The organism is Enterobacter sp. N5-15, assembly GCF_057221635.1.
The window spans coordinates 2,912,079-2,924,353 of sequence record NZ_CM170150.1; the positions used below are offsets into that span (position 1 = coordinate 2,912,079).

Genomic DNA, 12,275 nt, shown 5'->3' on the forward strand with positions numbered 1-12,275 from the left:
CCTGAGTCAAATACGTATTGCCTGTCCGGCACTGATTTTCGCCAGCATCTGCTGGCTTACCTGGCTAAGATCGACCACTTCGCTCACGCCACCCATATTGATGGCCTCGCGCGGCATGCCGAACACCACACAACTTGCTTCATTCTGCGCAATCGTCCAGGCGCCAGCCTGGTGCATTGCAAGCATTCCGGCGGCACCGTCGTTGCCCATCCCCGTCAGGATCACCCCAACGGCGTTGCGCCCCGCATGTTTCGCCACCGAATGAAACAGCACATCCACCGACGGACGGTGCCGGTTAACCGGCGGTCCGTCATGAATTTTGATTTGATAGTTAGCGCCGCTGCGCGACAGCTCCATATGCTTGTCGCCCGGGGCGATATAGGCATGTCCCGGGAGCACGCGCTCGCCGTCTTCCGCCTCTTTCACGCTGATCTGGCACAGCTTGTTCAGGCGTTCGGCGAACGAACGGGTAAAGCCTGGCGGCATATGCTGAGTGATCAGAATACCCGGACTTGAAAGCGGCAATGGCTGGAGTACATGGCGAATTGCCTCTGTTCCTCCGGTTGACGCCCCAATCACCAGCAGTTTTTCCGAGCTGAGTAAGGGACCGGCCTTCAGGGTCACAGGCGCGGCCATCGGCGTGTGGGCGGCAAGCTTCGCACGCGACGCGGTGCGGATCTTCTCTGCAATCATTTCGCTGTAGGCCAGCATCCCTTCGCGAATGCCGAGCTGCGGTTTGGTGACAAAATCCACCGCACCCAGCTCCAGCGCGCGCAGGGTAATTTCCGACCCTTTGCCGGTCAGGGAGGAGACCATTACCACCGGCATGGGCCGAAGCCGCATTAATTTTTCGAGGAAATCGATGCCATCCATGCGCGGCATCTCGACATCCAGCGTTAGCACGTCGGGGTTATATTTTTTAATTAAATCCCGCGCTACCAGAGGATCGGGCGCAGTGGCCACCATCTCCATGTCGCTGTGGCTATTGATAATTTCAGTCATGATCTGACGCATCAGCGCTGAATCATCGACAGACAACACCCTGATTTTACTCATGCTTTTTCCTTACTCAGCGCATATACCGTTTGCCCACGCAGGCTAAACTCACGCGCGAGGTTGCTGAAGTTTTCCGAGTGCCCGGCAAACAGTAAACCGTCAGGCTTGAGCAACGGAACAAACCGACGCAGAATGTCCTGTTGCGTCGTTTTATCAAAATAGATCATGACGTTACGGCAAAAAATGGCGTCGAACGGCCCCGGCACGTTGTACTGCTTATCCAGCAGGTTTACGGGCGCGAATTCGACGCAGTTCGCCAGCTCCTGACGTACGCGTACCAGACCTTCATGCGGGCCCGTCCCGCGCATGAAATAACGCTGCAGCTGCTGCGGCGACAGCGTTTTCAGTTCATCCTGGCGATAAACGCCGTTACGCGCCTTCTCCAGCACCTCGGTATCGATATCGCTGGCGTAGACTTTCCAGCGCCCGGGCGTCATGCCCAGGGTGTCAGCAAGGGTGATCGCCAGCGAGTACGGCTCTTCACCCGTCGAGGCGGCCGCACTCCATACGCGATACTCCCCGGTGCGACGGCGGGCGTGCTCGGCCAGGACCGGGAAGTGGTGAGCTTCACGGAAAAACGCCGTCAGGTTGGTGGTTAACGAGTTAATAAAAGCCTGCCACTCTGCGCTGTTCTGGTTCGCCTCGAGCATGCTCAGATAGCGGCCAAAATCATCCAGCCCCAGCGTGCGCAAGCGCCGCACCAGACGGTTGTAGACCATGTCCCGCTTATGATCCGCAAGCACGATCCCCGCACGCTGGTAGATTAACTGACATATCCGACGAAAATGCGCGTCGGACAGCGCGAGGCGCTGTGTCATCTGCAACAGTAATGACGTTTGCCCAGGGGGCATTGGTGATGTCATAGCGCCTTCTTAATTACATTCAGGATACAACTGGCACGGCCTGCGACCGCCCGACTTCTGTTACTGCTTCAACGTGCTCTTTCACATTAAACACCGCGACCAGTCCGGTCAGACGATCGGCCTGGCCGGCCAGCTGATCGGTTGCCGCTGCCGCTTCCTCAACTAACGAGGCGTTCTGTTGCGTCACCTGATCCATCTGGCTGACGGCCTGGGCAACCTGCTCAATGCCGCGACGCTGTTCGTCCGACGCCGAGGCAATCTCGCCCATGATGTCGTTCACCCGCGTCACGGAGGTGACGATCTCGTGCATGGTTTTCGCCGCCGTATCCACAAGGGTTGAGCCCTGCTGAACGCGCGAGACCGACTCTTCGATCAGCACCTTAATCTCTTTCGCCGCGTTGGCGCTGCGGCTCGCCAGGTTACGCACTTCCCCCGCCACCACCGCAAATCCGCGCCCTTGCTCACCGGCACGCGCCGCTTCAACGGCGGCATTCAGCGCCAGAATGTTGGTCTGGAACGCGATACCGTCAATCACGCTGATGATGTCACCAATTTTCTGCGAACTGGTGGCAATCTCCTGCATGGTGCTGGCGACATGGGAGGCCTGGTCGCCGCCTTTCTTCGCCGTCATCGCCGCCTGTTTTGACAGGTCGGACGCCTGGCGCGCGTTATCGGCGTTCTGGCCTACCGTCGCGGTCAGCTGCTCCATGCTGGCCGCCGTCTGCGCCAGCGAGGCCGCCTGCTGCTCGGTGCGGGACGATAGATCGTTGTTACCCGCCGCAATCTCGGAGATCCCGGTGTGCATGGCATAGCTGCCCTGCCGCACGTCGCTCACCGTTTCCCGCAGCGAACTCTGCATCGCCTTCAGGCTGGCAAAGATCGCCGAAATTTCGTTTTTGCCGAACACCGCTACCGGACGCGCCAGGTCCCCTTTCGCAATGCTGTCGAAGTGGCTGCTGATGATTGCCAGCGGCTGCACAATCATTCTGCGCGACCAGAGCAGTGCCCCGCCGGTCAGCAGCCCTGCCAGGATCACCACCACGGCAAAGATGACGCCCGACATGTGATAGCTGCTACGGCTCTGTTCACCGGCACGCTGAACAGACTGGTTAATATCCTGCTGCCACGCGTTAAAGCTGCCGTCAAACGCCGCCTGAGACGCCTGAACCGGTGCGGTCATAAAGTCCGAAAGCTGGTTGTTCTCAAGCCACGTTGCCTGGTGGTCGAGATCGCTGTACCACTGTTCAAAGTTCGTCTTCATGGCGGCCTTCAGCGCTTTCTCTTTCTCGCTGTCGGCGGCCTGCGCCGTAAAGGCTTTAAACTGTGCGTCAGCCTGCTTCAGGCTGTCGCGCGCGGCCGCCATCAGCGCTTTAATGTCATCCGGCGGATAACTCAGCGCGGATAAGGTTCCCGCCTTGTTCAGCGCAGTGCTTGCCTGCAACAGCACGGCACGCGTTTGTGCCAGTGCGGAGCGCTGCTGATTACTCGCCTCAACTTCCTGCAAATTCTGATAGCCATCGCGAAACGCCCAAAAAGACAACCCGTTACTGCCAACCTGCAACACACCGCAAAGGATCAGAATCAAAAACAGTGTGGTCGAGATACGAATACGATTTAACATCCACGCTCCCATCAAGCGGCAAGCAGCCGCGGTTTAATTGTCAGTCAAAATGTTTCCCAGTTTTCATCTTGTCCGGTCGTCGCGGTGCGCGTACGGTTTACAGCCGATTCAGCGGCTGGCGCGCGATACGTCGCCTGCGGGGTGACCGTGTTTCCAGCGAGTGAAGCGAGACGAAACGCCGAGACGGCCATCTTCAGACGGCTCGCCTGGTCTTCCAGGGCAGCGGCCGCCGCAGCGGACTCCTGCACCAGCGCGGCGTTTTGCTGTGTCACGCGATCCATTTCCGATACCGCCAGGGCAACCTGGTCGATACCACGACTCTGCTCATCAGACGCAGAGGCGATTTCACCCATGATGTCCGTCACGCGGGTGACGGCATTCACGATGTCATTCATGGTCTCCCCGGCGCTTTCCACCAGCACGGAGCCGGTATCCACGCGGGAGACGGAATCTTCAATCAGCGACTTGATCTCTTTTGCCGCGTTGGCGCTGCGGCTGGCCAGGTTACGCACTTCCCCGGCCACCACGGCAAACCCGCGTCCCTGTTCGCCCGCACGCGCCGCTTCCACGGCGGCGTTCAGCGCCAGAATGTTGGTCTGGAAGGCAATGCCGTCGATGACGCTGATGATGTCGGCGATTTTCTTCGAGCTGTCGGCGATTTCGTGCATGGTTTTCACCACGCCATCCACCACGCGACCGCCGCGCTGCGCCGTCTCGGAGGCGCTTTCTGCCAGCTGCGACGCCTGGCGGGCGTTATCGGCGTTCTGCTTCACGGTCGCGGTGAGCTGCTCCATGCTGGCGGCCGTCTCTTCCAGGGCGGACGCCTGCTGCTCGGTACGGGATGAGAGATCGTTATTCCCCATCGCAATTTCGCTGGTGCCGGTATAGATAGCCTCCGACCCGTTGCGCACGTTGGCGACGGTTTCGATTAACGAACGCTGCATATGGTCAACGCTGTTTGCCAGCTCGGTGATCTCATTGCGCCCGGAAACGGTCAGCGTTTTGGTCAGGTCCCCGCCGGCAATTTCACGAATGTGGGCAATGACGCGGCCGAGAGGGTTCAGCAGGATATGGCGAATGCCGTACCAGACCGCCACCAGCACAATGACCAGCGCCAGCGCCAGCACGGCCATCTGCCATTTCGCAAAGCGGTAGTCATTCTGGCTTGCGGTAAAGGCCGAGTGATAGAGATCGCCGCTGGTCTTCGCGTATTCCCCCAGCGCCGCGCCGAGTGCGTTTTGCATCCCTTGCGTAGGCTGCGCGAAATAGGCGTCCATGTTGCCGCTCTCCAGGAACTGAATCAGCTCCGTCAGACCGGTATGGTAGGCATTGTATTTTTCATCGATGTTCTGGCTCACCTGCTCCATAGCAGGCTGCGGGGCGATCTTCTTGAAGGCGTCGTAGTGTTTTGCGGCGTCAGCGAGGGTGGCACGGGCATTTTTCAACAGATCGGTTTTCGCGCTGCTCTGCTGATTGTTGGGATCCATCATCATGCGCGCGGACGAGCGGCTCAGGTTGATACGCGTTTGCAGCATCAGATCCCACGTCGACGTGAGCTCACTCTGCTGCAAGCGGAGATCGTTCGAGGCCGCGAAGCTGTCCTGGTTCTGTTTTAATGACGAGAAAAAAAGCCCGCCGGAAATAAGCTGAAGAAGTGCGAAAATGACCAGCACCATCATGAGCATTGTGACAACGCGGATACGGTTCAACATACAACACCTTCTCATAGATTTATTAACGGTGTTATCGGCACTGCCCACAGGAACTTTACATTTGAGAAAGGGAAAAGCGCGGGGTTAAAACGCCACGTCGACAATCAGCGTATCGGTATAGGTTCCGGCGGACGGTGTGGCCTGATTGGTCAGGACTTTCGCGGTGTAGTTGTAGGTGCGCAGTAAGCCGTCAGTACTGACCTGTGACGATACCGCGCTGGACCAGCGCTCGCTGCCGCTGCCGCCCCAGCGGTTAGTGGTGGCTTCCTTATAGATGTCGTAGCTCATGGTGTTGCTGCCGCTCACCATCCGCCGCACGTTGTTCAGCGCGTTGGCACCGTTATTAATGCCGATGGTATACGAACTTCCTTTGGTGCAGGTGACGGCAATCGCCTGCGAGACGGTGGGGAAACTTTGTACCAGCGGCGCGCTGTTGAAGTTCACATCTGGCGTGGTCATGGCGCTGCAGTCGTTGGTAACGGTCATATCCAACAGAATGGTGGTTGTCGAGGTTCCCGTCTGGGGGTTCGTACAAAGGCTTCCCACACCTAAGGCACAGACGCTGTAGCTGATGCTGAAGGTCAACTGCACCTGATAGGGACCGGCAGTGACGTTTTGTCCGGCGACGGTGCGTAAATAGAGCGGAATGTTGTACTGCTTTGTTCCCAGCAGCCCCAGCAGCGTATTCCCGCTCCAGGTATACGTTTTACTTATCTGTACCTCGCTGCTGCTCGCACAAGCCGATAATCCGCACAGCCGGGTGGGGATCACGTCCGTAATGGCCGCATTATCCGTACGTTTCATGGTCGCGCGACTGTTGCCCGACACTGATGCCGCGGTGTAGCTCAGGGTCACCGAATCGTTGGTCAGGACGTTGAGCACGGTATCACACGCCACCACCAGCCTGCCGGTGGTTTCCACCTCCCCGGTTCCGCTGAGCGCGAACGAGGTGACGCTGCCAAACGACGCATTAACCGTACTGACGGTACACGCCGCCCAGCCGCCGCCGGAGAAAAGCAGCAGCATCAACAGCAGCAGGCGCGTCATGGCCCCTCCCGACATACCAGCGGACCGTAGGTTTGCAGCTTGTGCTCCGGATTGGCCCGCACGGTCAGGGTAGCCTTGCAGCGTTTTCCGTCAGGTGTAATCACCTCAAGCGGGTTCACATCGCTGAGATTTTCCAGCCAGGCGATGCCGTCATACCCCACCACCGCATTGCTGCGCGAGACGCGTCGGACCTGGCTTCCCACCGGCAACGCCTGACCGTGTGCATCATGCAGAATGACGCTTGCCACCCGCTCCTGCTCCATCGGGAAATCGACCAGATAGCCGCTGTGACGGCGGATAGCGATTCGCCGCTCGGTCTCTTTCAGACGGGTATCCGCCGGCAGGTTCAGGGTATCAATCCGGTAGCTTGCCGGGTAATACGCCGACACCCCGCTCACCAGCAGGTAGCCGTTGTTATTAGTTTTACCGACGGGCTGGTTCTCATAGCTGACGGGCACGTCCGGGTGGCCGTCGGTACTGATGACCACAAACGCATCGTTGATCTTATTCGCCGCAAAAAGCTCGCCGTCCATCAGCACAACGGAACCCATCGCCTCGCCCCACCAGGTCATGGTGTCCCTTTCGCCATAGCCGCCGCCCTGCAGCTCTATGTTGTTATTGCGCCACCCCAACGTCCCCTGCTGATAATCACTGGATCTTGACTGGTTGGCCCAGGCCATGTTCCAGCTGAACCCGCCGTCAGAAGGCATGGAGTGGTTATAGTTGATGCGCTGGGTACTGCCTGCATCCGGGGTGTTTTCAACGGTGACGGCAGCGCTGTCGCGCGCCCCCAGCGGCACCTGCAGCGACAGCGCGACCGTCCAGTCTCCCCGCTGCCGATCCCGGCTGCCGGCCAGGTAAATACTGCTCGCCCCCCACAGATTGCGGCTCCAGGAGAGATTGAGCAGCTCGGTTTTTTGGCTGTCAAAACTCTCCACGCCGATCCAGGCCGCACCAACGTTGCCGTACTGTCCCAGATTGAAGGTCAGCGAATACTGGTCCGTATTACGGCTGAAGCTGGCGATGGGTTTATCGTTTTCGTCATACACCGTCGGCTGGTCGTAGAGGGCGAGGTTGCCAAAGCCGCGGTCGCGACGCGTGTGCTGGGTGGCGACGCTAAACGCGCTGGTGCTGTACTGGTAGCCCCAGTTGATCTGCCCGCCAGCATCCCCGCGCATGCGGCTTTGCGAGTAAGAGGTATTCACCACGCCAAGCTGGCCGAGTTTTATCACCGTCCCCGCGCCGCCCAGCGCCAGCTCCTGCGCCCCTTCCGCGTGGCCCTCCAGCGTTAGCCAGTCCGTCATCCCGTAGCGATACGAGCCGCTGCCTGCCGCGGAGCCGTAGTCAAAATTCTTGATACCGTAGTTACGCCGCAGGCCGCCCAGCGTCACGGCGCCGTCGCTCAGCCCTTGTTTAAGCAGGTCGCTGGTGACGTAAAACGGTAGCGTAGTGCTTACCTGGCGCCCCAGCGCATCCGTCGTGACCAGCACCGCATCCCCGGCGCCGTTGATATAGGGCAGATTAGTCAGGGTGAAGGGGCCCGGCTGAAGCTGGGTTGAGCCGGAGCGATAGCCGTTGATAAAGAGATCGACCGAGGTGGGAACCGCGGCTTCCCCCGCGAACTCGGGCAGCGGCCATGTCACCAGGTCAGGACGCAGGGAGAAATCCCGCCCGACGCTTACCCCACCCATTCGCACGCTGGAGCTCCAGCTCAGGGCATCGCTGATCACATCCCCGACGCTCCAGCTCATCGCGTCATCTTCGTTAGTGAACAGCAGGGTCGTGTCATAGCGAACATACCCTTCCTGCTGGCCGTCGTTACCGCTGAAATTTTCCCGCGCGTAGCCGGTGGAGGAAAAGGAGCCGTTCTCGTTGAAGTAGCGGAACTCGTGCCAGAGCGACGCCTGACCGCCGATATGTTCCGTGTGGTTGGTGTAGAGATCGTAATTCAGCAGCGCCCCGCGCCCGTAGTGCGGTTTGGCCTGCGCCGTTTGCGCGCTGAAAGGGGTTACCCGGGCCGTCACCCAGTCGCGGGGAACGGTCAGCAGCAGGCGCTGCGCGGCGCTGTCGTACTCCGCCCGAACCTGGGCAAGCGAGGAAAGATTCACCTCTCCGGCGGGAACATGCGCCGGGGGCAGCCCCGCGCGCAGCAAATCGGCGCTCGAGATATAGAACGCGCCTTTACGCTGCGTCACGGGCACCACCAGGCCGGTATCGTAGTGGTTGACCACGAGAGAAAGCTGGAAAACCGCTTCATCATTGATCGCCTGCGCCTGGGGAGGCGGCGGTAAACTGTCGTCACCGGGCTCGGCCAGGGTCGCGGAGCTGACGCATAGCAGTATCATCATCGCCGGCTTCAGTTGACGGGCGTCGACTGCCATTGTGCGTCCCTGGCATTAATCTGCGCGCTCATCCGCTCTGGCTGACGAACGCCAGCGGGTACCGGCCAGCTGCGGGTGCTGCCCGGAAGGACGTAACCCAGTAATCCCTCCGCAACCGTGCGTTTCTGCCCTCCCTGCTCAAGCGCGACCTGGCTGAGCCTGACATGGACATCCCCCCGGTTTCGGACCTCCAGCGCAGGCTGTCCCCCCGCCTGCGTCACCCGCCAGCTCAGGTTTTGAGTCTCCGCCAGCGCGTGGTGCGCGCCCTCTTTTATGGTCGGGATCCCCTGTCCATACACGAACAGAGGGATGGAGTAACGCATCTGCAGTTTGAGGCCGATGGTGGGTTCGGCTTTGGCATCCGGCTGGGGGATTTCATCGACGATAATGCGGTAGGCCTGTTCGACGCCTGCGGGAACTGAAGCCTGTTTGATAAGGCGAATAAGCTGCTTGCTGCCCGTGCCAATCGTGACGATCGGCGGGCTGGCGACCACGTCCTGCTGCGCGGTATAACGCTCGTGTCCTTCCTCCTGCTTCCAGCGCACGATGCGGACCTGCATCGTCGTGGCGCTGTTTCCCTGGTTCTGGATCCACAGCTCCGTGGCGTTGGCGTCCGCAGCGAGCCACGGATCGATCGGCCACAGCAGGATGGTGGCTGCCGCCTGCGCCTGGCCGGCAACCGCCATTCCCAACGCGCCCGCCAGACAAACGGGTCTGAAAAATGGCTTCATCAACACTCTCCCTTTATTACCATGACAAGGTCACGGTGAGCTGATCGGAATAGGTTCCCGCCGGGCTAAAGCCGGTCAGTAGCGCCACGCCAAAAAGCGGCAGCGCGATGTTATTGCTGTTGGTATAGGTCACCGGTATCGCCTGGTTAACGCCAATTTCGCTGTTCGCAGCCAGCGAGCTGCTGCTGTAGAGCCGGTACGGCACCAGTTCTGCTCCACCGGACCGCTTCATCCGACGAACGGATGAATAATTTTGACCGCCATTAATGCTCATGCTCAGCGCCACGCCCGGCGTACAGGCGATAGACAACGCCCCGTTTGGCACAAAGCTGGTGCTGACCGGCGCGCTTTCGACGCCGTTATGGCTGCCAAAATCCAGCGTACCGAGAAGCCCTCCGCTACCGGTGGCCACCGCGCATCCCGGTACAATCGTCGCGCTGACCTTAAAGGACTGTGAAGTCACCGCGTCCGCCGTGGGCATCATGAGCAATCCGACGATCAGCGCGAAAAAAGGCTGCACGCGTCCCTCTGCGCGTTTGCGCAGACCTGTAAGAGTTGCCTTCATGGCGGTTCGGGACTAGTAGGTGACGCTGACGTTAATCGTGTCGGTGTAGGTTCCCGGGACGACCGTCACGCTGTTACCACCGCCGGTAATACGCCCGTAGAGGGTGTAACTATCCACGCCTCCGGTCGTAGAGGCGATCGGCAACGCGGCGTTATTGGCAATGACGGTGTTAAACCCGCTGTCGCTGTACAGGCTGTAAGCCACGCCCTGTGCCGCGTTGGCCGTATTAACCAGATAGCGTTCAGGTGTACCCGGCGAACCGACAACGGAGCCGGGCGCGGTAGAGTGGGTATTACCGGTGATCGCGACCGTATAGCTTGCGGTCGTACATTGAATGGTGAAGGTGTTTCCGCCGCTGGCACCGCTCAGCTGCGTCGTAAGCGTGGAAAAGGTTGCCGGATGGGTACCGAAATCGAGCGTACCGAAGTTAATGCCGCTTTGCGCGGGCGATCCGTTTATCAGACAGCCGTTTGTCAGCGTCAGCGTCGCCCCAATGGTGCCGCTGCTGGTGACGGCCAGCGCTTGATGGGCCGTTGTTGCAGTCAGTAAGGTGCCTGCGCAGATCAAAAGAAGTTTTCTTTTCATTTACCACCCTCCAGAAGACGTCTCCGTTCCCTTGCCACATTTTATTTTTGTCGTTCAAGATGTTAGCCCCGCTTAAGGTTCCTCTGAGGGGGTTAATGTGAATTTAGTTTACGGATATCGCTTCGACCACCCGCCCCTCCACGCATAAGCCATATGTCTTATTGACTTAATTTTCATATTAATAACAGAGGGTTAAATACATTTAATCCGCTATTTTATTTTTTCCAGAGAGAATATATCCACTAATGTGTGACGCAGATCACAATATATCGTCAAGGCAATAACAACAAAATTAATAAAACTTAAAAAGGAGTTGTATCCCCCTACACTTTGCGTCAATTTATGTGCCGAATAATTTCCCGCATCGTAATAAAAAATTTATATGTATCGATGCGGGCTACATCTGAAGCGCATAGAGGGTCTTTTTTCGTGGCAAGTGCAAACAAACTCACACTCTTCATCGTGATATTCATGCTGGCGGGTATTCTTTCAGGGGCAGCAATTCATGAATATGCATCTGCGGATGCCATCACCGCCTGGTCGGATAATATTACCCTTCTGACCGACATTTTCCTCCGTCTGATCAAAATGGTCATTGCACCCTTGGTCTTCAGCACGCTCACCGTCGGCATTATGAAGCTGGGCGAAACCTCCACCATTGGCCGCGTTGGCGGCAAAGCGATGGTGTGGTTTATCAGCTCATCCGTGCTCTCTATTCTGGTCGGCCTGTTTATCGTCACGCTGGAGCATCCGGGAAGCGGTCTGAACCTGACGGTTCCAACCGAAGCGGTGGATACCGGTCTGGCCGTTGGCGGCATGACGCTGAAAGCGTTCCTGTCACACACCATTCCGACCAGCATCGCGGGGGCGATGTCGAACAATGAGATCCTGCAGATTGTGGTGTTCTCGATGTTCTTCGGCATCGGCGGCGCGTCGCTGGGCCAGAAATTCAACGCGCCGCTGGTGGCCGCGCTGGATGTGGTTTCCCATATCATGCTGAAGGTAACGGGTTACGTGATGTACGTTGCTCCGCTGGCTATTTTTGCGGCGATCTCCTCCGTCATTGCCACGCAGGGTCTGGGCATTCTGCTTAATTACGCCTCCTTTATTGGCGGCTACTATGTTGCCATTCTTCTCACCTGCATGGTGCTGCTGGCCGTGGGCTATATGGTGCTGAAAAAAGAGGTGTTTCGCCTGGTCAGCATGCTGAAAGATCCGGTCCTGGTGGCGTTTACCACCAGCAGCTCTGAAGCCGCCTATCCCAAAACGCTGGAGCAGCTGGAGCGTTTTGGCTGCTCGCGCAACATCGCCTCTTTCGTTCTGCCGATCGGCTACTCCTTCAACCTGGTGGGTTCGATGGTGTACTGCTCTTTCGCCTCAATGTTTATCGCTCAGGCGTACAACATTCACCTGAGCTTCTCGGAAGTGACGGTGCTGATGCTGACCCTGATGCTGGCCTCAAAAGGGATTGCGGGCGTACCGCGTTCATCCCTGGTGGTGCTGGCAGCGACGATCCCAAGCTTTAACATTCCGGTGGCGGGTATTCTGCTGCTGATGGGGATCGACCACTTCCTGGATATGGGACGTTCCGCAATTAACGTTCTGGGGAATGGTATTGCGACCGCGATGCTGTCGCAGAATGAAGGTGCGCGGGAAGCGGAAGCTGAGCTGGTCAAGCAGGAAGCGTAAAGGCATGAAAAAAGGGTGAGGCCTG

10 protein-coding genes are annotated in these 12,275 nt (G+C 58.5%); 1 reads left to right on the forward strand and 9 read right to left on the reverse strand.

Annotated features, from left to right (window positions below):
* Window positions 1-6: 6 nt before the first annotated feature.
* The 9 genes from AC2TE5_RS13855 to AC2TE5_RS13895 form a co-directional block, all read right to left on the reverse strand.
* Window positions 7-1,056 carry a protein-glutamate methylesterase/protein-glutamine glutaminase gene (locus AC2TE5_RS13855; RefSeq protein WP_063143692.1) on the reverse strand — a complete coding sequence of 350 codons (1,050 nt, stop codon included), beginning with the start codon at window positions 1,054-1,056 and terminating at the stop codon, window positions 7-9.
* Window positions 1,053-1,919, reverse strand: coding sequence for a protein-glutamate O-methyltransferase CheR (cheR, locus tag AC2TE5_RS13860; protein WP_023312253.1), 867 nt, complete (start codon window positions 1,917-1,919; stop codon window positions 1,053-1,055). The genes AC2TE5_RS13855 and cheR overlap by 4 nt, the downstream gene beginning before the upstream one ends.
* Before the next feature lie 19 nt (window positions 1,920-1,938).
* Window positions 1,939-3,540: a methyl-accepting chemotaxis protein IV gene (tap, locus tag AC2TE5_RS13865; RefSeq protein ID WP_484611832.1), complete on the reverse strand. Its 1,602-nt coding sequence runs from the start codon at window positions 3,538-3,540 to the stop codon at window positions 1,939-1,941.
* A gap of 44 nt (window positions 3,541-3,584) precedes the next feature.
* Window positions 3,585-5,252 (reverse strand): methyl-accepting chemotaxis protein II, encoded by a 1,668-nt coding sequence (gene tar, locus AC2TE5_RS13870; protein WP_484611833.1) that lies wholly within the window; start codon window positions 5,250-5,252, stop codon window positions 3,585-3,587.
* Between the two features lie 84 nt (window positions 5,253-5,336).
* The gene (locus AC2TE5_RS13875; RefSeq protein ID WP_484611834.1) at window positions 5,337-6,299 is read right to left on the reverse strand and encodes a Csu type fimbrial protein; all 963 of its coding nucleotides are present in this window, start codon (window positions 6,297-6,299) and stop codon (window positions 5,337-5,339) included.
* The gene (locus AC2TE5_RS13880; protein ID WP_484611835.1) at window positions 6,296-8,680 is read right to left on the reverse strand and encodes a fimbria/pilus outer membrane usher protein; all 2,385 of its coding nucleotides are present in this window, start codon (window positions 8,678-8,680) and stop codon (window positions 6,296-6,298) included. The genes AC2TE5_RS13875 and AC2TE5_RS13880 overlap by 4 nt, the downstream gene beginning before the upstream one ends.
* A complete protein-coding gene (locus tag AC2TE5_RS13885; RefSeq protein ID WP_213327882.1) occupies window positions 8,656-9,411 on the reverse strand; it encodes a fimbrial biogenesis chaperone in 756 nt (251 codons plus the stop codon). Before AC2TE5_RS13885 ends, AC2TE5_RS13880 begins: the two co-directional genes overlap by 25 nt.
* A gap of 16 nt (window positions 9,412-9,427) precedes the next feature.
* A complete protein-coding gene (locus AC2TE5_RS13890) occupies window positions 9,428-9,976 on the reverse strand; it encodes a Csu type fimbrial protein (protein WP_213327883.1) in 549 nt (182 codons plus the stop codon).
* A 12-nt stretch (window positions 9,977-9,988) separates the two neighbouring features.
* Window positions 9,989-10,561: a Csu type fimbrial protein gene (locus tag AC2TE5_RS13895; RefSeq protein ID WP_121424229.1), complete on the reverse strand. Its 573-nt coding sequence runs from the start codon at window positions 10,559-10,561 to the stop codon at window positions 9,989-9,991.
* Between the two features lie 429 nt (window positions 10,562-10,990).
* Here AC2TE5_RS13895 and AC2TE5_RS13900 point away from each other — a divergent pair, with 429 nt between their 5' ends.
* The gene (locus tag AC2TE5_RS13900) at window positions 10,991-12,250 is read left to right on the forward strand and encodes a dicarboxylate/amino acid:cation symporter (protein WP_023312261.1); all 1,260 of its coding nucleotides are present in this window, start codon (window positions 10,991-10,993) and stop codon (window positions 12,248-12,250) included.
* Window positions 12,251-12,275 lie beyond the last annotated feature (25 nt).